This is a genomic window from Gilvimarinus sp. 2_MG-2023, assembly GCF_030547685.1.
Lineage (GTDB): Bacteria > Pseudomonadota > Gammaproteobacteria > Pseudomonadales > Cellvibrionaceae > Gilvimarinus.
Genome location: NZ_JAUOQM010000044.1, coordinates 51,057 through 73,055, shown reverse-complemented (window position 1 = coordinate 73,055; position 21,999 = coordinate 51,057). Strand labels below are relative to the sequence as shown.

18 protein-coding genes are annotated in these 21,999 nt (G+C 52.0%); 10 read left to right on the top strand and 8 right to left on the bottom strand.

Annotated features, from left to right (window positions below):
• The first annotated feature begins 51 nt into the window (after positions 1-51).
• Positions 52-1,719, top strand: coding sequence for an energy-dependent translational throttle protein EttA (gene ettA, locus Q4526_RS09720; protein ID WP_215976881.1), 1,668 nt, complete (start codon positions 52-54; stop codon positions 1,717-1,719).
• A 118-nt stretch (positions 1,720-1,837) separates the two neighbouring features.
• Here the strand turns inward: ettA and Q4526_RS09715 are convergent, their stop codons facing one another.
• Together Q4526_RS09715 and Q4526_RS09710 are read right to left on the bottom strand one after the other, a co-directional pair.
• A complete protein-coding gene (locus Q4526_RS09715; RefSeq protein WP_215976880.1) occupies positions 1,838-3,322 on the bottom strand; it encodes a tryptophan halogenase family protein in 1,485 nt (494 codons plus the stop codon).
• Between the two features lie 8 nt (positions 3,323-3,330).
• Entirely contained in the window at positions 3,331-4,296 is a 966-nt protein-coding gene (locus Q4526_RS09710; RefSeq protein WP_215976879.1) for a hydrogen peroxide-inducible genes activator, read from the bottom strand.
• A gap of 125 nt (positions 4,297-4,421) precedes the next feature.
• Here Q4526_RS09710 and Q4526_RS09705 point away from each other — a divergent pair, with 125 nt between their 5' ends.
• The 3 genes from Q4526_RS09705 to Q4526_RS09695 all read left to right on the top strand — a co-directional run bounded on the left by Q4526_RS09705 (position 4,422) and on the right by Q4526_RS09695 (position 6,472).
• On the top strand, positions 4,422-5,471 hold the full coding sequence (locus tag Q4526_RS09705; protein ID WP_215976878.1) for a sulfite exporter TauE/SafE family protein: 1,050 nt from the start codon (positions 4,422-4,424) through the stop codon (positions 5,469-5,471).
• 123 nt (positions 5,472-5,594) lie between these two features.
• A complete protein-coding gene (gene arfB / locus Q4526_RS09700) occupies positions 5,595-6,008 on the top strand; it encodes an alternative ribosome rescue aminoacyl-tRNA hydrolase ArfB (protein ID WP_215976877.1) in 414 nt (137 codons plus the stop codon).
• Positions 6,005-6,472, top strand: a complete 468-nt coding sequence (locus tag Q4526_RS09695) for a YaiI/YqxD family protein (RefSeq protein WP_303609606.1) — start codon at positions 6,005-6,007, stop codon at positions 6,470-6,472. The genes arfB and Q4526_RS09695 overlap by 4 nt, the downstream gene beginning before the upstream one ends.
• 22 nt (positions 6,473-6,494) lie before the next feature.
• On the opposite strand, the gene Q4526_RS09690 is transcribed toward Q4526_RS09695, so the two are convergent.
• A complete protein-coding gene (locus Q4526_RS09690; RefSeq protein WP_215976876.1) occupies positions 6,495-6,917 on the bottom strand; it encodes a CBS domain-containing protein in 423 nt (140 codons plus the stop codon).
• 324 nt (positions 6,918-7,241) lie between these two features.
• Here Q4526_RS09690 and Q4526_RS09685 point away from each other — a divergent pair, with 324 nt between their 5' ends.
• Genes Q4526_RS09685 through Q4526_RS09675 form a run of 3 tightly spaced genes read left to right on the top strand, consistent with a single transcriptional unit; the run spans position 7,242 to position 12,538 of the window.
• Positions 7,242-8,552 (top strand): acetyl-CoA C-acetyltransferase, encoded by a 1,311-nt coding sequence (locus tag Q4526_RS09685; RefSeq protein WP_215976875.1) that lies wholly within the window; start codon positions 7,242-7,244, stop codon positions 8,550-8,552.
• A 15-nt stretch (positions 8,553-8,567) separates the two neighbouring features.
• Entirely contained in the window at positions 8,568-10,679 is a 2,112-nt protein-coding gene (locus tag Q4526_RS09680; protein WP_215976874.1) for a 3-hydroxyacyl-CoA dehydrogenase NAD-binding domain-containing protein, read from the top strand.
• Positions 10,676-12,538: an acetyl-CoA hydrolase/transferase C-terminal domain-containing protein gene (locus Q4526_RS09675; RefSeq protein WP_215976873.1), complete on the top strand. Its 1,863-nt coding sequence runs from the start codon at positions 10,676-10,678 to the stop codon at positions 12,536-12,538. The genes Q4526_RS09680 and Q4526_RS09675 overlap by 4 nt, the downstream gene beginning before the upstream one ends.
• A gap of 15 nt (positions 12,539-12,553) precedes the next feature.
• On the opposite strand, the gene Q4526_RS09670 is transcribed toward Q4526_RS09675, so the two are convergent.
• The 3 genes from Q4526_RS09670 to Q4526_RS09660 all read right to left on the bottom strand — a co-directional run bounded on the left by Q4526_RS09670 (position 12,554) and on the right by Q4526_RS09660 (position 17,066).
• Positions 12,554-15,043 (bottom strand): vitamin K epoxide reductase family protein, encoded by a 2,490-nt coding sequence (locus tag Q4526_RS09670; protein WP_215976872.1) that lies wholly within the window; start codon positions 15,041-15,043, stop codon positions 12,554-12,556.
• Between the two features lie 228 nt (positions 15,044-15,271).
• Complete coding sequence (locus Q4526_RS09665; RefSeq protein WP_215976871.1) at positions 15,272-16,510, bottom strand: ABC transporter substrate-binding protein; 1,239 nt, start codon at positions 16,508-16,510, stop codon at positions 15,272-15,274.
• A gap of 73 nt (positions 16,511-16,583) precedes the next feature.
• Entirely contained in the window at positions 16,584-17,066 is a 483-nt protein-coding gene (locus Q4526_RS09660) for a hypothetical protein (RefSeq protein WP_215976870.1), read from the bottom strand.
• A gap of 312 nt (positions 17,067-17,378) precedes the next feature.
• On the opposite strand from Q4526_RS09660, the gene nhaD reads away from it, so the two are divergent.
• From nhaD to Q4526_RS09645, 3 genes are all read left to right on the top strand, one after another.
• Positions 17,379-18,824, top strand: coding sequence for a sodium:proton antiporter NhaD (gene nhaD / locus Q4526_RS09655; protein WP_215976869.1), 1,446 nt, complete (start codon positions 17,379-17,381; stop codon positions 18,822-18,824).
• 256 nt (positions 18,825-19,080) lie between these two features.
• Complete coding sequence (locus Q4526_RS09650) at positions 19,081-19,443, top strand: PilZ domain-containing protein (RefSeq protein WP_215976868.1); 363 nt, start codon at positions 19,081-19,083, stop codon at positions 19,441-19,443.
• Positions 19,440-19,802 carry a PilZ domain-containing protein gene (locus Q4526_RS09645; protein WP_215976867.1) on the top strand — a complete coding sequence of 121 codons (363 nt, stop codon included), beginning with the start codon at positions 19,440-19,442 and terminating at the stop codon, positions 19,800-19,802. Before Q4526_RS09650 ends, Q4526_RS09645 begins: the two co-directional genes overlap by 4 nt.
• 8 nt (positions 19,803-19,810) lie before the next feature.
• On the opposite strand, the gene radA is transcribed toward Q4526_RS09645, so the two are convergent.
• Entirely contained in the window at positions 19,811-21,181 is a 1,371-nt protein-coding gene (gene radA / locus Q4526_RS09640) for a DNA repair protein RadA (RefSeq protein ID WP_215976866.1), read from the bottom strand.
• A gap of 52 nt (positions 21,182-21,233) precedes the next feature.
• Complete coding sequence (locus tag Q4526_RS09635; protein WP_215976865.1) at positions 21,234-21,914, bottom strand: hypothetical protein; 681 nt, start codon at positions 21,912-21,914, stop codon at positions 21,234-21,236.
• Positions 21,915-21,999 lie beyond the last annotated feature (85 nt).

Genomic DNA, 21,999 nt, shown 5'->3' with positions numbered 1-21,999 from the left:
CTAATCGACCGCAATTCACAGCTCCCTGCGGCAGGCACGAGGCACAGACAAATGGCACAGTACGTATACACCATGAATCGCGTCGGCAAGGTAGTACCGCCCAAGCGCGAAATCTTAAAAGACATCTCCCTGTCCTTTTTCCCCGGCGCCAAAATCGGCGTATTGGGTTTGAACGGCTCCGGTAAATCCACCCTGCTGCGTATCATGGCGGGCGTCGACACCGAATATAACGGTGAAGCCCGCCCCATGCCCGATATCAAAATTGGCTATTTACCACAGGAACCCGCACTGGACCCGGAAAAAGATGTTCGCGGCAATGTTGAAGACGGTGTTCGCGAAGCGGTAGACGCCCTGGCCGCGCTGGAACAAATTTACGTCGATTACGCCGAGCCCGATGCCGACTTTGATGAATTGGCAAAAAAACAGGCGCGCTGTGAAGATATTATCCAGGCCTGGGATGCACACAACTTAGATAACACGTTGGAAATAGCCGCCGATGCACTGCGTCTGCCGCCCTGGGATGCCGATGTCACTAAGCTGTCCGGTGGTGAACGCCGCCGCGTTGCACTTTGCCGGTTGCTGTTATCGCGCCCCGACATGCTGTTGCTGGACGAGCCAACCAACCACCTGGATGCCGAAAGCGTGCACTGGCTAGAGCAATTCCTGCAAAGCTTTACCGGTACTGTGGTCGCCATCACCCACGACCGCTACTTCCTCGATAACGCAGCGGGCTGGATTTTAGAGCTAGATCGCGGCCACGGTATTCCCTATGAAGGCAACTATTCCACTTGGCTGGAGCAAAAAGAAGCCCGCTTAGCGCAAGAAGAGCGTGGTGAAGCGGCCCGTCAAAAAGCGTTAAAAGCCGAATTGGAATGGGTACGTCAAAACCCGAAGGGGCGCCAGGCTAAAAGCAAGGCACGTCTGGCCCGTTTTGATGAACTGCAAAGCCAGGAATTCCAAACCCGCAACGAAACCAATGAAATTTATATTCCACCGGGCGAGCGCCTGGGCGATAAAGTCATAGAACTAGAGCACGTCAGCAAAGGTTATGGCGACCGCTTATTGATTGACGACGTCACCATGAGCATTCCTAAGGGCGCCGTGGTGGGTATTGTCGGTGGCAACGGCGCGGGTAAATCGACCCTGTTCCGTATGATTGCCGGCACCGAACAGCCCGACAGTGGCACCGTCACCTTAGGTGATACAGTACAAGTTGCCTATGTCGAGCAGAGCCGCGAAAACCTCGACGACAAACAAACCGTGTGGGAGGCAATTTCTGACGGGCAGGATATTCTGCGCATCGGCACTTACGAAGTTAGCTCTCGCTCCTACGTGGGCCGTTTTAACTTTAAAGGCTCCGACCAGCAAAAACGCGTGGGCGAGTTATCCGGTGGTGAGCGCGGCCGCTTGCATCTGGCCAACACCCTCAAACAAGGCGCTAACGTACTGCTGCTGGATGAACCCTCCAACGACCTGGACGTGGAAACCCTGCGCGCACTGGAAGATGCTATTCTCGCCTTCCCCGGCTGTGTCATGGTGATCTCGCACGATCGCTGGTTCCTCGACCGTATCGCCACGCATATTATTGCCTATGAAGGCGAGTCCGAGGTGGTGTTCTTTGAAGGTAACTACACCGATTACCACGAAGACTTCGTCAAGCGTAAAGGGCAAGACGCGCAGCCCAAGCGCGTTAAGTACAAGCCTTTAAAAAATACTTAATACGCTAACAGCCACTGTGCGCGTGCGATGCGCGCACAGTGGCCTACTCTAAAAAATAATACCCCCTCTTCTTAGCCGACTCATTACGTCACCATCCCCGGCTCAGCTCCGCTGTTGATTAACCTAGGCTTTGCTCATGCTTGGGCAAGGTAGCCACCATCGCGCGAATTGCATGCTTGTCCAGCGATAGCGCTTGCTTTAACTCTTGTAAATTAAGCTGATTCACCCGCGCGCTGTGATTTTGGGGGCGAACTCCCATACCTTCAAAGACCGACTGCCAACTACTAGGCCGAAATAATTCATCGCGGGTTTGCCCCACATTACCCGATGCACGAAACAATTCTAATCGCTCGGCCAATGAATCAGGCATCGGTAATTGTCGGCAGTAACGCCAAAATGGCGTGTCTTGCCGATCTGTTGCACAGTAGTGCAACATAAGGAAGTCGCGCACCTCTTCATAATCGGCACTGATTTTTCGGTTGTACTCACGCACCAACGCGCGATGGCAATCGGCATTAGGGAAATAGCGCAGAAATAACTCTACACCGCGGGTAATTAAATGAATTGATGTTGCCTCGAGTGGCTCTAAAAAGCCCGACGCCAACCCAAGCGCAAGACAATTGTGCTTCCACATTTCACGCCGATGACCACTGACAAAGGGAATGGTTTTAAAGTCATTCACAGGCTCAGAGGCCAGCGACTTTAGTAATTGCCCCCGAGCTTCACGCTCTGAGCTAAACTCACTGGCATACACCAAACCATTGCCGGTGCTATCGCGCAGCGGAATTTTCCAGCGCCAACCAACTTTTTCTGCAGCAGCCAAAGTATAAGGTGCGATGGTTTCCGTGGCCGCCGTTTTGACCGCAATCGCACGATCGCAAGGCAGGTAACGACGCCAGTCAATAAATTCGCTGCCCAAGGTCTTACCAATTATTAAGGCATTAAAGCCGCTGCAATCGAGAAAGAAATCACCCGCAATGCTCTGACCGGATTGCAGTTGAACACGACTGATAAAACCCGAGTCGTGACGATGCACTTGTTCTACCAAACCCTGTGTACGTTTAACTCCGCGCGCCTCGGCATAGCGGCGCAAATAGCGAGCCACACGGACCGCATCAACGTGTAAGGCATAGTTAGCCCCACCAATTGGCGTGTGCCGTGCCTGTTCGGGAAAGAAAAAACGCCCCTGCTCTGCCATCACACTGCAAGGTGAGAAATCTTGCAGTCCCAGGGGTTCACCAGCAGCGCGCGCACGCAATAGGCACTGATAAAAATCGTAACTGCCCACCGGCCGCCCCAACCGGCCAAATGGATGAAAATATTGTGTGTGGCGCTGCTGCCAGTGAGAGAACTTAATACCCAGCTTATAGGTTGCCTGAGTTTCGCGTACAAACTCGGCCTCATCGATCCCCAAGCGACGCAACATTCCCACAAAAGGCGGTAGCGTGGACTCGCCAATGCCAATGGTTCCCAGCGCTTGCGATTCAACCAGCTCAATACTGCATTGGGTAGAATCAAACTGAGCGGACAACATTGCTGCTGCCATCCAGCCCGCGGTGCCACCACCGACAATTACTATTTTCTGAATGGGTTTATTTTGCATAAACTTATTTACCAATCGTTATTATCCACCAACAAACCCATCGAGCGAGTTGCTGGCCCCCCCGCCCAACCTGATCCATTACAAGCGGTTAAGGCTTGCTTTAACAGCTCAATCGCCCCGTGTCTGGGAAAGCTCACCCGCCACGCCAACACCAAGCTACGCATCGCCGTGGGGTCGGCCAATGGTCGACTGGCAACCAACGAGGGTGAATAAAAGCTATTTTGCGCAGCCATTTGCGGCAACACGCTGATACCCAGGCCCGAAGCCACCATATGGCGCAAGCTCTCCAGTGTACTCCCTTGCACCCGAGCTCGCACATGCTCTCCGGCCGCAGAGGTTTGCAGGTGTGGGAAAATAGCCAGTAGCGATTCGCGCAACTCATCGCCCTCGGCCATCAGTAGCATTTGTGTGGGATCTAGATCTGGCGTATCAATACAGGCCTTTTTAGCCAGCGGATGATGAGCTGGTAACAGGGCCAATAAGGGCTCGTCAAACAGCGGCTGGCAGACAATATCGGCCATGGTAAAAGGCGCCACTGTGATTACGGCGTCCAGCTCGCCGCTGCGTAGGCGTCGCGCCAACTCCGAAGACGGCCCTTCATACACTGACAGCGGCATAGCTGGCGCCGTTTTTTGCAATAGAGGAATGCACTGCGGTAACACATAGGGGCCAACACTAGGCAGTGCACCGATTGCCAGCGGCCCGTGGGGGGCCTCGCGCGCGCTTTGAACTAAATCATTAATACCCACTGCCTGCGCCAACAACTCGCGCGCGCGCGCGGCAACCTGCTGGCCGAGCGGCGTCAACCCCACGCCACGCCGTGTGCGCTCAAATAGAGACACGCCGAGGGATTGCTCCAATTTTTTAACGGCAATACTCAAGGTCGGCTGGCTGACATAACACGCGGCGGCGGCGCGGCCAAAGTGCAGCTCGTCGGCCAGCGCCGCCACATATTTCAATTCTGTTAGCGTCATAGTCCACTCTTCTTGTAAGTTGAAACAATATACGATAGCCATAAACAATGAGCAAATGCTTGTACCTCCGACGTAAACCCTTAAAAATGTGCCACTTCTATAACAAAACAAAGAATGATTGGTTTATGTCTATTACCCCTGCAAAAAAACAACACTTATGGGTTTGGTTCTTATGGCTGGCGCTTTTTTATCTAATATGGGTGCTACTGTTGCAAACAGAGGGGGCAATACAACAGGCCATTAGCCACTGGCCGATGGCACTGGCTATGGCGGTGGGCAGCTATGCAGCAGGCTCCACCCCCATGGGGGGCGGAACAGTGGGCTTTCCCGTTCTGGTCTTATTATTTGAAATGCCCGCCACCTTAGGGCGAGACTTTAGCTTTGCGGTGCAGTCCATCGGTATGGTGAGTGCGTCTATTTTTATTTTGGCTCGCCGACAACCACTGGCCTGGGCTATGCTCAAGGGCGCCTTAATCGGTGGTTTACTCGGTCTGCCTCCCGGTATTTTATTTTTCGCGCCACTAGTGCCTGACCTGTGGATTAAGATTATATTCGCCGTGCTTTGGGGTAGCTTTGGCATCCTTCACCTGTACCGTATTAATGAGATCTCATCCAATATCGGGATGACGGAGTTTGACGAGCGTTGGGATTTAAAAGTGGGCCTGACACTGGGGTTTTGTTCCAGCCTCTTGGCCGTCTCAGTAACCGGGGTCGGTATCGATATGGTGCTCTACGCGGCACTGGTACTGCTGTGCCGCGCTGACCTCAAAATCGCGATTCCGACCTCGGTGGTCATTATGGCGGCAGGATCGGTGTATGGCGTAATCATTAAGAGTATCACCCACAGCTGGCAACCCGGGGTGTATGAAAACTGGCTGGCGGCGGCCCCAGTGGTGGCACTGGGCGCACCGCTGGGGGTTTTTATCGTCGAGCGTGTGGGGCGCAAACCCATCTTGTTGGTGGTCGCCGCGCTGTGCGTCGGTCAGTTTATCTGGACCTGTTTTGCCGAGTTTGGCGCGCTTGGCTGGCTCGGGGTTATTATCTCTTTGATTGCACTGGGCGGCTGTCTACTGGTGTTTGAAAAGTTGCGTGCTACCGGACACCGATTAATTGCCAAAACCGAGGAAGCTTTAAAACATAAACCGGCCCACGCTCAGGCACCCCCGACCGAATAACTCGCCAACACAACACACAGCCCCGCCTCAAAAGCAGCAACCCCAAAAGGGGTTGCTGTGGTTTAAGCACGTTTTATTGTAGACTGGCAAGCACACGCACTGCTCAGTAATGACAATTATTAAATGTTACGCATTTCAAACTCGATAATTCTAGCCGACTGGGAAATTGACTTATCCTATGTGCGCTCGCAAGGAGCCGGTGGCCAGAATGTTAATAAAGTCGCGAGCGCGGCTCACCTGCGCTTTGATATACAGCATTCAACTCTGCCTGCTTTTTACAAAGATAAACTGCTGAAGATGAACGATCAGCGCATCACTAAAGACGGTGTCGTGGTCATTAAGGCGCAGCAATTTCGCACCCAAGAAAAAAACCGCGAAGATGCGCTTGAACGCTTAAAAACTCTCATCGTGCAGGCGGGTGTGCGGCAAAAAATCCGGCGCCCAACAAAACCCAGCAAGAATTCGCAACGCAAGCGTATGGACCAGAAAACCCAGCGCGGACGGGTTAAGCAAATGCGAGGCAAGGTCGATCCGTGACGAACCCACAACATGCACCCAATATTTGGGTTGATGCCGACGCCTGCCCGGTAGCGATGAAACAGATGCTGTTTCGCGCCGCGACGCGCGCCCACATCTCAGTTACGCTCGTGGCTAATCATACACTGAGCATCCCCAACTCTCCTTTCTTAAAATTCATTCAGGTAGAACAAGGGTTTGATGTGGCAGACCATTTTATTAGCCAGCGTGTTGCCACCAACGATCTCGTTATTACCGGCGATATTCCACTGGCTGCCGAGGTTATAGACAAAGGTGCCGTGGCGCTAAACCCACGCGGTGAGCTCTATACGCGAGAGAATATTCGAGCGCGTCTAAACATGAGAGACTTTATGGAAACTTTGCGCTCCAGCGGCGTCGACACCGGTGGAGAGGCCGCTCTATCGCAAACGGATAAACAGCGCTTTGCCAATCGCTTAGACAGTTGGATTACCAAAGCGCAGTAAGGCTGAGCGCCACTAAGCCCGCCTAATGATAGTGACGACAAGCGGTGACCACCCGGCGGCCAATATCGTCATCATTACAAGCCGTGGCAATATCGCCAAGAGTTACCACCCCCACAAAGTCCTTATTTTTTTCGTTGTTAAGCACCACCAACCTCTGAATTTTTTGATCGTGCATATTTTGTAATACATCGCGCACATCATCTTCGGCATAACAATACAAAACCTGGGCCGTAGCAATCGAGCCGACTTTATCATTTGGGCTCATGCCTTGCGCGGTGGCGCGAATAGCGATATCACGATCGGTAATAATACCAACCAGCTTTTCACTGTCGGCTACCGGGGTAAAACCGCGCCCAGTGTCCTTCATGCGCTCGGCGGCTTCGCGAATGGTTGCCTCCGAATCGAGATATTCCGGTTTTTTGGTCATCAAATCTTGCACTTGCATATATCCTCCTTCGGGATGGAATAATCATGTTTGGCAGTCAGAATTCTGCAAAGTCAGGGCCAAGCCACCAAACGCGCTTAATAGGCAGGTTATTGGCTGTAAACTCTCAATTTTTGTAAGCTTTGCGTCTGCCCGGCGAAAAAATTGCAAAACTGGCAAGCCGCTATACCGCCCCCATTGCCAATAGGTGGGCAAGCGAGCTGGAACACTCTATGCTTTAGCAAACTCATTGATTTTGCGCCATACTTGATCATCATGGCTGCTCGGTTCATTGAGGCCGAGCCTGCTGTTCGACCAACTGCCGATAGGACTATAGGAATGACCATGAGCCCAACAACTAAGGCTGCAGAACGTGCGCGCCCCGTCTATCTGGTAGACGGGGCGCGCACGCCTTTTATCAAAGCACGCGGTAAACCGGGCCCCTTTAGCCCGGTCGATCTCGCGGTGCAATCCGGCCGAGCTCTATTGCAGCGTCACGCACTACCGAGCAATGCTTTTGATCAGGTCATCTTAGGCTGTGTCAATGTCATCGCCAGCGAGATGAATCCGGCACGTATCGCAGCACTTAGGCTGGGACTAAGTGAAACCACACCCGCATTTACCATGCAAATTAATTGCGGCTCGGGTATGCAATCCATTGATACCGCTTATCGCTATATCCGCGAAGGGCGACAGGACTTGGTGCTCGCCGGCGGTACCGAAGCGCTCAGCCACGCCCCGCTTATGTTGACGCCACACGCCACCCAATGGCTTGCCGAGCTGGGCCTAGCGCGCAGCTTGCCGGCCAAATTAAAACAGCTATCCAGCTTTAAGCTCAATTATCTTAAGCCCGTGCTCAGCCTCAAATTGGGGCTGACCGACCCAGTGGTAGAGCTTAATATGGGGCAAACCGCAGAAGTCGTGGCCAATCTTTTCAATATCAGTCGGCAAGAGGCCGATGAATACGCTGTCGCCAGCCATTTGCGTTTACACCGGGCGCAAGAGGAAGGCTGGCTAAACAATGAAGTCGTGCCACTGTTTGCCCCCGATGGGAGTGTCTTTAGTGAGGATGATGGTGTGCGACCCGACAGTGCAGTCGAGAAGCTCGCCAAGCTGCGCCCAGTATTTGAACGCCCTTACGGCAAAGTCACCGCGGGCAACAGTTCACAAATTACCGATGGCGCCAGTTGGCTAATGCTGGCCTCTGAAGAGGCACTGGAAAAACACCAGCTAACGCCTATCGCGCAAATCAAAGACAGCGAGTGGTCCGGGCTGGAACCCGAGATTATGGGCCTGGGGCCGGCCGTCAGCGCAGGGCGATTGGCTCTACGTAATAAAATGACGCTAGATGATATTGATTTGCTGGAATTAAACGAGGCATTTGCCGCTCAAGTTCTGGGCTGTTTAAAAGCGTGGAATGACCCTGACTTTTGCCAGGCGGTATTCAACAGTGATCAGGTGCTGGGGCAATTCGACACCGACAAACTAAATATCGACGGCGGCGCTATCAGTATGGGGCACCCCGTAGGCACCAGCGGTAACCGTATTGTGCTGCATTTAATGAATGCTCTAAAGCGCAACAATCTCAAACGCGGCATCGCCACGCAATGCATCGGTGGCGGCCAAGCTGGCGCCATGCTAATTGAACTGGTTTAAGGGCCTGGAGGATTTATGAACGGTATCATACTTAACAGCTTGGCCGGGCGCGAAAAATTACTCGGTCCCTTTCGTGAGCACAATGAACAACTGACCTCAGCTTGGAAACACTGGCAACTCAAACTGGATGAGCACAAAATCGCTTGGCTGTTGTTTGACTGTGAAGACTCAGATGTCAATGTCCTATCACAAGCCGTACTGGAAGAACTGGATGAAATAGTGATGACGCTGCAAGTGGATAAACCCGCTGCATTAGTCATTCGATCCGCCAAGCAGAGCAATTTTTGCGTGGGCGCGGATATCAAAGAGTTTGGTCAACTCGACTCGGTTGAGGCCGCACACGAAAAATTAGAAGCGGCGCACGGCATTGCCAATCGATTAGCAGACCTCCCTTTTACCACCGTTGCAATTGTACACGGGCATTGCTTTGGCGGCGGACTTGAACTGGCATTATGCTGCGATTACCGTATTGGGGTCACCGGATCGCGCTACGGATTTCCCGAAATACTGTTGGGACTGCACCCTGGCCTTGGTGGTACCGCACGCAGTTTAGCATTGCTAAACCCCGTCGATGCCATGACACTTATGCTTACCGGTAAAAACTTGCGCGACAAACAAGCCAAGCGACAAGGGTTAATTGATGCATTGGTTCCTGAACGACATCTGGAAAATGCCCTGGCAGCCGCCATTGAGGGGAAACTGTCGCACAAAAAACACGGACTTACATTCAAACTTTTAAACAGCGCCCCGGCACGCAAACTGCTAGCTAAGAAAATGCGCCAACAAGCGCAAAAGAAAGCGCCACCGCAGCACTACCCTGCGCCCAATCAGCTCATTGATTTATGGCTTACCCACGGCAGTGATACCCAAGCCATGCTACATGCGGAAATTGACTCTTTCTGCCAGTTACTGGTCAGCGATACATCGCGCAACTTGGTACGCGTGTTTTTTCTACAAGAGAACTTAAAAAAACAGGCGAAAACCGGAACTTCCATCACACCCGCTCAACACGTACATGTTATCGGTGCCGGCGCCATGGGTGGTGACATCGCTGGCTGGTGCGCACTGCAAGGGTTAACCGTCACACTGTTTGACATGAAGGCCGAGATCATCGGTAAAGCCGTGGCTCGAACTGCCAAACTGTGCGATAAAAAACACTTAAGCCCCGCCGAAAAACGCGCGGTACTCGACCGATTGATTCCCGACTTAACTCACAGTGGCGCTCGTCACGCGGACATTGTGATTGAAGCGGTACCCGAGAAAATTGAGATTAAGCGGCAGGTGTATAGCCAGGTTGAGCCACTGTTAAAAGACGGTGCTATTTTGGCTACCAACACCTCCAGTATTCCACTGGATGATTTACAACAAGAGCTGCAAGACCCGAGTCGTTTAGTGGGCCTACACTTTTTTAATCCAGTATCGCAAATGCAACTATTGGAGATTGTGCGCCACAGTAAGCTTAGCGACATCACCTATCACACAGCACTGGCATTTGCCGGGCAGATCAAACGATTACCCACCCCAGTGACCGGCACGCCGGGTTTTCTGGTTAACCGTGCGTTAACCCCTTATTTGCTGGAGGCCATGGTTTTGATGGACGAAGGCGTTGCCCCCGAAACCATCGACCGCGCCGCCGAGAAATTTGGCATGCCAATGGGGCCAGTCGAACTGGCGGATATCGTCGGCCTGGATATTTGCATGGGCGTCGCCGAGATGCTTAATGCCGGGCTAGAACAACCCATGCCTGCAGTACCGCAGTGGTTAACCGATAAAGTTGAAAAAGGCGATGTCGGTAAAAAGTCGGGGAAAGGTTTGTACGTGTGGGAAAAAGGTAAAGCCAAAAAATCGGCCAATGTCGCCAGCGGGCCGGACAACCTTACCGACCGCTTGTTACTGCCCATGCTCAACACCTGCATGGCTTGCTTGCGTGAAGGCGTGATTGACGACGCCGACTTGCTCGACGGCGCCATGATTTTTGGCACCGGCTTTGCGCCCTTCCGAGGTGGCCCCATGCACTACAGCCAAAGTCGGGGTTACATGGCCATTAAAGCTGAGCTGGAAACACTGGCCGAACAACACGGTGAACGTTATACACCCGACGCCGGCTGGTCTACCGAGGTGCAATGAAGCCTTGCAGCAGCCCCGATACAGTCGTTGATGAAATAATCGAGCGGGTAGGTAAGCACATTGTGCTTGGCCTACCGCTCGGTTTGGGTAAAGCCAACCACCTAGTCAACGCGCTTTACCAGCGGGCCTGTATAGATACCAGCCTAACCCTCAATATTTATACTGCCCTAACACTAGAGCCGCCTACCGCACCCAACGAGTTAGGCCGCCGCTTTTTAGAGCCACTCCAAGAACGATTTTTTGCCGGCTACCCGCGACTTGAATACGCTCAAGCGCTAAAAGATAATTCTCTGCCCAGCAATATCTCTGTAACCGAATTCTTCTTGCAACCTGCCGCTTGGATAGGCTGCAATTCAGTGCAACAAAATTACACCTCGGTTAACTATACCCACGCGTTGGATTACTTAATAAGCGCAGGGGTTAACGTGATTACCCAGCAAGTCGCGCCCGAGCACTCGCACGGCGCACTGGGCGAGCATTACAGCTTAAGCTCTAACCCAGACATTAGTGTGGATTTACTCGATAAACGCAGCCGCGGCAAAATCGACTTTGTTATGGCCGCGCAAGTAAACCGCCAGCTGCCATTTTTAGGCGGCGCAGCCGTACGCGACAGCTCCGAGCTCGATTTGGTGTTGGACGACCCAGCCTATGATTTTGCACTCTTTATGCCGCCACACCAACCGGTAAGCAACGCCGATCACGCTATTGCTCTGCACTGCACGCGTTTGATAGCGGACGGCGGCACCCTGCAGATTGGCATTGGCTCCATCGGCGATGCTATTGCCGCAGCACTCGTGCTGCGACACAACTCGCCCCAAGCCTTTAAACAGTTAACCGATCAGCTGCAGTGTTCGGCCAGCTGGCCAAACGGCGAGAGCGAACCCTTTAAACAAGGCCTATACGGCTTAAGTGAAATGCTGGTGGAAGGATTTATCGAATTATTGGAGGCGGGGATTCTTAAACGCACCGTCAACGGCTACTGCTTGCACGCAGGTTTTTTTATGGGTAGCCCGCTGTTTTATCGTCAGCTTCAGGCGCTCCCCCAAAACAAGCGCGATCAGATCGCGATGATGCCGGTCAACTATATTAACGATGTGCATGATCACGCCCACGGCAGCGAACAGGACAAACGTCAAGCGCGCCAACACGCTCGATTTATAAACTGTGCTATGAAAGCCACCACCGACGGCGCAGTCACATCCGATGGCTTAGAAAATGGCCAAGTAATCAGTGGTGTGGGTGGCCAGTACGACTTTGTGGCGCAAGCTCATACCTTACAAAACGCACGCTCTATTATTACGGTGCGAGCGACACGTAAGCGCGCTGGCAAAGTTTCATCCAATATTGTAAGCCAGTACGGTCACACAACGATTCCGCGCCACCTGCGCGATATCGTGGCTACCGAATATGGCGTGGCTGATTTACGCGGTAAGAGCGATGCCGAAGTTATTGCCGCTATGATTGAGATTGCCGATTCGCGTTTTCAGGAGCAACTGGTAAGCGAGGCCAAAGCGTGGGGTAAGCTGCCCCAGAGCTATCAAGTGCCGGCCGCCTTTTGCCGCAATACGCCCGAGCATTTAAATGGGCTGTTAGCGGGAGCATTTAAAGAGAACACACTTAAGCACTTTCCTTTAGGGAGCGATTTTACAGATACCGAGCAACGATTAAGCCGTGCATTAAACTTACTATCTGAGACAGTTGGCACCAATAAAGCTACCGTTAATTTGTTGCGCCTTGGCTTAACCACTCATTCGAAAAATCACCTCGATGAACTCACCCGAATGGAGCTTGCCGCACCCAGTAAGCCGACTGAAAAGCTGTACCAACTATTATTACTAGGTGCCCTGCGTTCGCTGTAGGACACGCCATAGCCATTAACCACCGAAAAACTTTTCTCTCTGTAACAAATTACTCCAATCGCCGTACTCACCCTTTACTGACAGTGGTACTAAGGCCAAGGCAATAAGTGTTAGAGCACAAACCCCAGAACTTATATACGCGACTAGGCTTGCACCGGCAAAGAATGGCGCGGGCAATAGCATAAGGGCTAACACAATTAACCCATAACGCAAAGGTCGGGCAACCTCAGCGAAAGCGCAAACACTCACAGTTAAGACTAATGCCCCGATCAAATGCTCCCAATTGGCAAGCTCACCATCGTGGCCTAAGGTTAAACGAGTAAACATTAACCACAGGCCAACAAGTATTGCGGCGAATAAACTTAAGGGTACGGTAACACCGCCGCCCACCATGTCTTTGATTATTGTGAGCGGTGATCGGGTAAAATCATCCGGCTCTTGGGTGGTTTTTCCTTCGTCGGTATCACCCACAAAGAATATTTTTAGTACCGGCTTGCCGGCTTTTTTGCAGCGTTTTAAAAATTGCCCCGTGGCGATAAGCTCATCCAAGGAGTAAGGGATTTGCACTAGCATGGCCAACGCACCAATTAGACACAAGGTACACCAAGTGCCAATGACTATCGGCTGAATAATAATAAAAGTAATGGAGACGATACCGAGCGGCACAATCATAAAACCAAATAACACCACCAGCCACGGCATAGTACGCCAGCGCCTGGTAGAGCCGAGCAAACCAGTAAGAATTTCTAACATGTAGGTAAGCGCACCGAGCCCCGCATCAGGTACTGGCCACGCCTCGGAGACACTAGAGGTAATGATTTCTTCGGTACCATTTTTGTCGGCCGAGTTAGGCCCGCTAAAAAATGGCTCCCATACGCCATCTATATGTCCCAGCTGATACGCGGTTAAATAGCGTGAAATAAGAAACCCGACTAAGGCCAATACAATAATAGGCGCGCGCTGAAACCAGCTAGAGGGGTTAACACGCCAACCGGGTGGAGTCGTCGGGCCGCTCATTTCGGCGGCAGGTGACACTCCGACAATTGGGGGGACAAGAGCCGCAAAACCGATTGCCAACATCCCCATGACGGTGCCGTTTAAATACGCCCCGGCGCTGGGTGTCCAAAACACAAGTGGTGCGAACATTAACCATAGCCCGACCAGTACACTAGCCCAGCGTACGGCTCGCAAGCGCCAGCTAATCGCCATGGTACCAAACAAGGCTAACAAAACGCCGCAGATTCGATCGCTAATGGCCAGCGGTGCGTCGCCGTAACCCATTGCTTCGGGCGAGGCGATCAGCCAAAGCCCGAGAGCAATGGTTAAAAACGGTGCCCACAAGTTGCGATAGTGGGCGCACGCAATATAGTCGTGATACTTATTTAATAGGTTATCGGGGTTTTGCTTTTTTTGCGCCGCTGATGTCATCCAGTCTGGTGGCGTAATGCCGTTAGTTTTGTACCACTTGAGCGGGTCATCATGTAAACTGTTAATCAGCGCTTTTAACTCGTCGTACACGTTTTTTTGAGCCGTCCAGTCGAGCTCTTGTTTCGCGTTAGAGCAGTCCAGCTCGTAGTGATCGGAGGCCATATCGATCATAAAGGCGCGAATAAAAGGCTTCTCGCCTTTATCAAAATCGTCAGGCACCGCCGGCTCTGCACGCGCCTCTAGCCATGCCCCTGCTTTTGCCAAACCCTCGGGCACTGTGCGGGTCTCCCAACTTTCCTCACCATGCAAAAGCGCACCGATCCGATTCTGCAATGCTTCATAGCTAATGGCTTGCTCTTCACCGGCGAGTAAGACGTGCTCGCGAGGTAGATCGTTGCGCTTTTCCACCACGCGAGAAAACAGCGCCATTAGGTCATCGCGATGAATAAACGCCTGCCCCGCCCCAACGTTGCCCGCGTACACATGGCTTTTTAAGCTGTCTTCATAAATGCGCGCGATCTGGTGCGACAGCGTCGGCACCGCCATTTGCTCGTCATACAGCCCCGCTAAATGCAGCAAACTATAGGGCATACTGGCATATTCGGTAATGACCGATTCGGTTTCAGCTTTGGATTCTGGGTAGGCCCAACTGGGGTCAATAGGCGTTTGCTCGGTGATTTTTTGCCCCGGCACACCAGGTTTATGAACGAGCATTGTACCCGAGTAAACAAAGCGCTCGACTTCAAAACCTTCGAGCGCCTGTAGTAAGTTTTTAGTTCCCTGCACGTTTACTGCATCGTACAGCGGAGACTTCTCACCAGTGAAATCAAAATAAGCCGCCAAGTGGATAACCGCTGCAACGGTGCGACCGTGATCGTGTGCGAAGCGCTCGAGTGCGAGCTTAACCGAGTCAGCAGAGGTTAAATCAAGTGGGTAGCTGGCATCAGCTAGGGGAGCTTCGTTCCGATCGAGGCCAACAACCGTATATTGCTGCTGTAACTTGGTGACCAAACTGCTGCCTAGATTGCCAGCACAGCCGGTGATGATAACAATGGGTTTTTGCGTCGCGTCTGCCATAACTTACTCTATTGTCGGTGGTTGGGATCCCTCGTTGCCACCACAACAAAGTGCAAAATTAAGACCGATTTACCACTGTATTGTAAGCCATGCCACACGGCAGCTTAGCGACAATACCAATAAAGCCTGTGCAAGTTTTACAATAATCAATCGGTTATATGTAAGTAAAACATTGGCAAAAGCTACCCGTCTTATTATCGATCTATAGCCGAACCATATTCACAGCGCTTAGAATTCAAGGCCCTCTAGGGCTTTTTCGATATCGATACCGATTGTTATAACGCCAAGCCGTTCATCGTCAATGTCGATTGGCAAGCTAAGTTGACTTTGAAATCGGCGGGTAGATTGGTCGTAGACCACATCGTCAAACCACCACTGCCCTACATTCAGCGCCATGCCTTTAATATGTTTGGTTTCGTCACCTTGCCAGTAATCTGATGTGTAAGGTGCCACCGCTACGTTCACGCCCTGGCGATTAGTGATAATAAGCTCGGTAATATACGCCTCTTGGTTTTGCCAAAGTGAGACAAACCCTGCGAGCTTACTGTCTTGCATTGCCAGCATCGGCTCAAAATCACCCTCGGCAAAGGCTTTACGCCATGTATGATCGCGGCTATGAATCTCTGCTTTACTAAGAGGTTCCTGTTTTTTATGCCATAGCAGCCTTTCCTGTAACAGCTGATGCCCCAGCCAATGGTTAACGACCATACTGAGGCGGTCGTAAATCAGTGACTTTTCTTGTTTAGATAAGGCAAAACCTTTTGGCACACAACGTGGGATTTGCTGGTTAAACTGCTTAAAAAAACGTGGATTTTGCTCTAAGAAGTGATGCCCAAAATAGACGCCGAGCGGCACATAGCGGAAGAATTGGGATTGATAGACATCCGGCGACAACTCTAGCGAAGCCGCCGCCTGTTGAAAGTGGTTGAAGTCTGCCAAAATGACATTTATTCGGCCCGCCATTAATAACTTGATCAATTGCGGCAAATCTTGCGCGGCCAAATAGTCGGTTACCCCGTTAAACTCCAACCACTGCTGCTGGTGACTTCCTAGAATGGCCCCGGTGCGAATGTTTTTCAGGTCGGCCACTGACGAGGTACCAGTGCGTGAGAACCAATACCATTTCTCCAAAACCAAGGGATTCGATAGACGAGCAAACTGATCAAAAACCGGACTGGGCATGGCAGTAAAAAAGCCCGCCACTGCACCCTTGCGCACTTCTTGCTGAACCCGTCGCCAAGGTTGAAATTGCATTTTTAACCGATAGGGGAGTCGGTTAAAAATGCAATCGACATAGACGAGTGCGCCTTGCTGGCCTTTCGACACTGACTCCGCTGAATAAGCTGAAGCCTCGTTGGTGCCCATCAGCACCTGCTGATCTGCGCTTTGTTCACTATTCGCTTGAAGCGCAAATGCCATTAATGCCACGATGGCAGCATTCGCTCTAAATACAGACCCAATATTCATCCGAGAATTGCACCTTTCGGTTTCCTTTTCGGAAGTATAGCAGCCCCACGGATGAGAGAAGTTTAGTCGCCCACTAGCGCTTAATTTGGGGTTGAAAGTGCCACTCTTCGAGACCGAGAGGGATGTCTGTCGGCAAGTTGACCAAATACAATCCCATATCTTTCACACGACCGGACACCACAACCTCAATGCTGCCATTGAGCAATACACTTTTGTAAGAACCCGGCTTGCAGATATCGACCATAACGGTATGTTCACCGCGCTGATCCGTATAACGAAGCGCCAAATGTAAAGGCACTGGGCACCCTTGAGGTAGACGCATCCAAGCGGCTAAATCAAACCGTCCCTGCCACGAGCCGGCAGGTTTCCAGCTCGCGTGCGCACTTACCAATGAGGTGGGCACATCGGTAATGCGCTTGTCTTGAACCTCATCTTTGATAAAAGGGTTACCGGTGGTGACTCTCGTCGCGCCATTTGTTGCGCTTTTCATTGCGCCCAGTCCCGCGTGTTGAATGGCTTCGGTAGCCGCTTGAGGTGTTTTGCGATTAAACATCATGGCAAACTCCAGTGCTCAATGAATCGTGTTGCAAGCACCTTAGCACCGGGGTTTTGGTCAAACTGTGAACTTACCGACACTGCGAGCCAATTTTTCTGACAATTTTCGGCAATGCCTGACAGATCTCAACAGGGGCGTGACTGGTAGCGCTACCATTCCCCCCTAAAATCAATCGCTTTGCACTTATTTACCCAACCCCAAAATATGATAAAATCCGCCTTCCTAGATATTAGTCGGCACCTGGGCAGCCCAAGCCCTTTGCAACACCTAATGATTCGACCGGCCCACACTACATAGCACTGGACACTTATCATGTTGACACTGACCCATCGCGTCTTGGGGATTCTTGGCGCGTGCCTACTCGTCATTTCTCCGCAAACTTACGCCGCAACTGGCGCGCTCGACTTAACCACCTCACCTATTGGCTATTTTGCACTGATTTTATTTGCCGTAGCCTACATAGTGGTCATGCTGGAAGAGAAGCTGCACTTACGCAAATCCAAACCGGTGCTGATCGCCGCCGGTATCATCTGGATGTGTATTGGCTGGATGTACTCTCAAGCCGGCTTGCCACACGATGCAGAGCATGCATTCCGCCACACTCTGCTGGAATTTGCCGAGCTAATGCTGTTCCTATTGGTCGCCATGACCTACATCAACGCTTTGGAAGAGCGCCGCCTGTTCGATGTTTTACGCGCATGGATGGTACGTAAAGGCTTTAACTATAAAACACTGTTCTGGCTCACAGGATTTCTGTCGTTTTTTATCTCCCCTATCGCCGACAACCTCACCACGGCACTGTTGATGTGCGCCGTGATCGTTAAGGTTGCCGGTGACGACACTCGCTTTATCAATCTGTGCTGTATCAATGTGGTCGTTGCCGCTAACGCCGGTGGTGCTTTCAGCCCTTTCGGCGATATCACCACTTTGATGGTATGGCAGGCGGGTATTGTCGACTTCCACGAGTTCCTGGCCCTGTTCATTCCTTCACTGGCCAATTTTTTAATTCCTGCGGCCATCATGAGCTTTTTCGTGGAAAACCGAAAACCTGTCGCGGTTGAAGAAGAAGTTGAACTTAAGCGCGGTGCTTTGCGCATTATGAGCTTATTTTTATTAACTATCCTAACCGCCGTTTTGTGTCACCTATTACTACACTTGCCACCGGTACTCGGCATGATGACCGGCCTCGGCTACCTGCAGTTTTTTGGCTATTTTCTACGCCGCACGCTGCCGGGCTCCTTGGCGCGCAAACGTGCTATGGCCGAACGCTCAGGCGACCAACAGGCACTGGAGCGCCTGGGTAGCGTGGTGCCGTTTGACGTCTTCGGCAGGGTCGCTCGCGCAGAGTGGGATACGCTATTGTTCTTTTACGGCGTAGTGATGTGTGTCGGTGGCTTGGGGTATATGGGCTATCTGGCCTATATGTCGGAGCTTTTGTATTCAGGCTTTGGCGCGACCAATACCAATATTATTTTAGGTATTGCCTCGGCGGTCATTGATAACATCCCCGTTATGTTTGCGGTACTGACCATGGAGCCTGAAATGTCTCACGGTCACTGGCTACTCATTACATTAACGGCCGGCACTGGAGGTAGCTTATTATCAATTGGCTCCGCTGCAGGTGTGGCATTGATGGGGCAGGCGCGTGGCGCCTACACCTTTTTTGGCCACCTCAAGTGGTCTCCAGTCATCGCCTTAGGCTACGCCGCCAGTGTGGCTCTGCATCTGTGGCTGAACGCGGGCATGTTTGAACATTAACATTGCACTGTAGCCATTCAGCGGGGGCGCCCCATTAGCTCCCGCTAATATTTTATCTCAACGCCACATTTTAGTGGCGCTGCTTTATCAGGCGGCCACGCCGCCAAGCCCCCGGCAGAAAACCGGCCAATATTCGGCTACACTATCGCTTATACCCATTACCATCGTTCCGAGTATCGCGATCAAGGTAACTTTACCCCAATAAGCACCACGTCTTTTCGCACTCAGCCCAATGCCAGATCAGCAGGTATAGCCCATGTCAGAACAAGAGCGCCGCCGCTTTCACAGAGTAGAGTTTGATGTCAAAGTAGAGCTGTCTCAGCACGGCCTACACTGGCAATCGGAGTTAGTCGATATCTCCATAAAGGGTGCACTACTGGCAGCGCAACTGCCCGATGCTTGCGAACAAGATGACCCTATTGAAATAAAAGTGGTTCTCTCCAATCAGACCACGATCACCATGCAAACTGTTGTGGCACATCAATCGGAGCGCGGGGTGGGGCTCGCCTGCAAATCTATCGATGTAGAAAGTATTCGCCACTTGCGCCGCCTGTTAGAATTAAATTTGGGCAGCGCCGAGCAGGCGGAAAGAGAATTAACCGAGTTACTGCAACAATGACCCAAGACATTTCAACCCAAGACACGCTTACAGCCTCAGAGCGTCGCGATTACGATCGGTTGCCACTACGCGCCTACGCCGAGCTTTCCCACGCCACGGAACGTTACGAAGCACACTTGATCGACATATCCCAATTTGGGGCAAAGATCGCTTTGCTGGTCGATCACGCAATCAACCCAGGCGATGACTTTACCCTAACCTTAGAACCTGAAAATTTACCCGATGCCCTCAGCCAACAATTACCCTTGTCACTGCAAGCCAAGGCGGTGCATATAAAGCAGCATATTTTAGGGATTCGATGTCAGCCCGCCGATGAAGCGGATGTTGAGCGCTTTAACCGCTTGCTTTCGCTGCTATAGCCTTCTGGTTATTCAATCGCCGCCAAGGCATCGGCCAATTTATTCACCGCGACAATCTCGATGCCCTCTATGCTCTTGGGGGCATTGCCAGCGGGCACTATCGCCCGCTTAAAGCCATGTTTGGCCGCTTCGCGCAGTCGCTCTTGCCCACTGGGAACGGGGCGGATCTCCCCCGCCAAGCCTATTTCGCCAAACACCATTAAGTCGCGCGGTAACGGACGATCACGAAAGCTGGACACAATGGCCAGTAGTAAAGCCAAATCGGCACTGGTTTCATTGACACGCACGCCACCCACTACATTGACAAATACATCCTGATCGCCCACCAGCACCCCTCCATGGCGATGTAGCACGGCAAGCAGCATTGAGAGCCGGTTTTGGTCCAACCCCACTGCCACCCGGCGTGGATTGCCCAAATGACTGTCATCCACCAGCGCCTGGATCTCCACTAACAGCGGGCGCGTCCCCTCCCACATCACCATTACCACCGAGCCCGACGATACGTCGTCGCTACGCTGCAAAAAAATGGCCGAAGGGTTACTTACTTCTTTCATGCCTTGCTCGGTCATGGCAAAAACGCCGAGCTCATTAACCGCCCCAAAACGATTTTTACTGCCCCGCAGTGTACGAAAACGTGAATCGTGAGAGCCCTCTAGCAAAATGGAGCAATCAATCATATGCTCCAACACCTTAGGCCCTGCGAGGCTGCCATCTTTGGTGACATGCCCCACCAAAATAACTACCGTTCCCGTTTGCTTGGCGAAGCGGGTTAAAAAGGCCGCGGCCTCCCTAACCTGTGATACCGAACCAGGTGCAGATTGTATCTCCGCCAGATGCACCACCTGAACCGAATCCACCACCATAACACGGGGCTGCAGCTGCTCCGCCGCCTGGCCTATTAGCTCAACGCTGGTTTCCGACAGCATTTGAAGCTTATCAGTTGGCAGCGATAAACGTTTCGCCCGCATAGCCACCTGCTGTAAGGACTCCTCACCGGTCACATACAGACAGGTCATCCGCTCTGCCAGCTTGCACAGCGTCTGCAATAAAACTGTACTTTTACCAGCACCAGGGTGGCCGCCAATTAACACCACTGAGCCCGGCACAAAACCGCCCCCCAGCACTCGGTCAAACTCGCCAGTACCCGAACATAGACGCGGAACATCCTGCAAACTGATTTCTGCCAACGGCTGCACCTTGGCAGTGGTATTGCCGGCATAACCGGAAAACTGAGCGCCACGTGCGCCCGCCTTAGTGGCCGGCCCAAGCTTCATTTCAACGACACTGTTCCAACTGCCGCATTCGGCGCACTGCCCCTGCCACTTGGTGTAGTCGGCACCGCACTCATTGCAGACAAAGGCTATTTTTTGCTTAACCACTCAGCCTCCTTAGGCTATCGCGTAACAATTTCGGACGGTCCAAACCCATGACTCAGCTCTCAACCTCGGTTAAGGCCGGGCCCCGAACATACATAGTGCCGCCCTCAGTCATCAAAAAACTCACCTCCAGCGAGGTTACCGAAACATCCTCAGCCGGCGGCACAGTAAACTCGACCTGATACCGCTGCCAGTGCGCACTATTGTCGTCGGTCAGTATTGGCTCTTTTAGACTGCTCAGTACTGACGAGCCACCCAACAATGGAGAATTCATGTTTCTACCTTTCAATAATACAGCTAGAGCTGCCGGCTCCATTGCCTGCCCCCACTCGCTGGTAAAGTCAGCCTTTACTTCGGCCGAAAACACTAAGGTTTTCCCTTGTAAAGACTCTAGCACTTGCCCACGAAAAAGTTGTCCGACCTTCCCCCAAGGCTCTTCACCTGTACGAGTGATATTCAGCTCCCCTTCATAAACCGTAATACTGTAAGAGGTATTACTCGAATGCTGGGAAAAACTCCACCCCTCCAGACGCCCCTGTTCATTAACAGGAAAATTGGCAAACTCTATAAACCCAGGAGCAGGCGCCACATAACCAACTGGAACATCATCTGCGGAAGAGGAGGAGCTAGAACTAGAGCTCGCGGCATCAGGAAGCTGACTAGAGCCTCCACACCCAACTACGGCACTCAGAACCAACACACATATTGCGGTAGATTTAAGTTGAACAATGTCCATATGCCACCTTACATAACCATTTTCAGAGATTCGGCAGTTTATGGGATTTTAGTGACGTTGGTAAGCACAACCACGACCTAATCCA

Excerpts from the sequence above, each read along its gene's own strand:
- ettA (WP_215976881.1), top strand. The coding sequence starts at position 52 with ATGGCACAGTACGTATACACCATGAATCGCGTCGGCAAGGTAGTACCG.
- Q4526_RS09715 (WP_215976880.1), bottom strand. The coding sequence starts at position 3,322 with ATGCAAAATAAACCCATTCAGAAAATAGTAATTGTCGGTGGTGGCACC.
- Q4526_RS09710 (WP_215976879.1), bottom strand. The coding sequence starts at position 4,296 with ATGACGCTAACAGAATTGAAATATGTGGCGGCGCTGGCCGACGAGCTG.
- Q4526_RS09705 (WP_215976878.1), top strand. The coding sequence starts at position 4,422 with ATGTCTATTACCCCTGCAAAAAAACAACACTTATGGGTTTGGTTCTTA.
- arfB (WP_215976877.1), top strand. The coding sequence starts at position 5,595 with ATGTTACGCATTTCAAACTCGATAATTCTAGCCGACTGGGAAATTGAC.
- Q4526_RS09690 (WP_215976876.1), bottom strand. The coding sequence starts at position 6,917 with ATGCAAGTGCAAGATTTGATGACCAAAAAACCGGAATATCTCGATTCG.
- Q4526_RS09685 (WP_215976875.1), top strand. The coding sequence starts at position 7,242 with ATGAGCCCAACAACTAAGGCTGCAGAACGTGCGCGCCCCGTCTATCTG.
- Q4526_RS09680 (WP_215976874.1), top strand. The coding sequence starts at position 8,568 with ATGAACGGTATCATACTTAACAGCTTGGCCGGGCGCGAAAAATTACTC.
- Q4526_RS09675 (WP_215976873.1), top strand. The coding sequence starts at position 10,676 with ATGAAGCCTTGCAGCAGCCCCGATACAGTCGTTGATGAAATAATCGAG.
- Q4526_RS09670 (WP_215976872.1), bottom strand. The coding sequence starts at position 15,043 with ATGGCAGACGCGACGCAAAAACCCATTGTTATCATCACCGGCTGTGCT.
- Q4526_RS09665 (WP_215976871.1), bottom strand. The coding sequence starts at position 16,510 with ATGAATATTGGGTCTGTATTTAGAGCGAATGCTGCCATCGTGGCATTA.
- Q4526_RS09660 (WP_215976870.1), bottom strand. The coding sequence starts at position 17,066 with ATGATGTTTAATCGCAAAACACCTCAAGCGGCTACCGAAGCCATTCAA.
- nhaD (WP_215976869.1), top strand. The coding sequence starts at position 17,379 with ATGTTGACACTGACCCATCGCGTCTTGGGGATTCTTGGCGCGTGCCTA.
- Q4526_RS09650 (WP_215976868.1), top strand. The coding sequence starts at position 19,081 with ATGTCAGAACAAGAGCGCCGCCGCTTTCACAGAGTAGAGTTTGATGTC.
- Q4526_RS09645 (WP_215976867.1), top strand. The coding sequence starts at position 19,440 with ATGACCCAAGACATTTCAACCCAAGACACGCTTACAGCCTCAGAGCGT.
- Q4526_RS09635 (WP_215976865.1), bottom strand. The coding sequence starts at position 21,914 with ATGGACATTGTTCAACTTAAATCTACCGCAATATGTGTGTTGGTTCTG.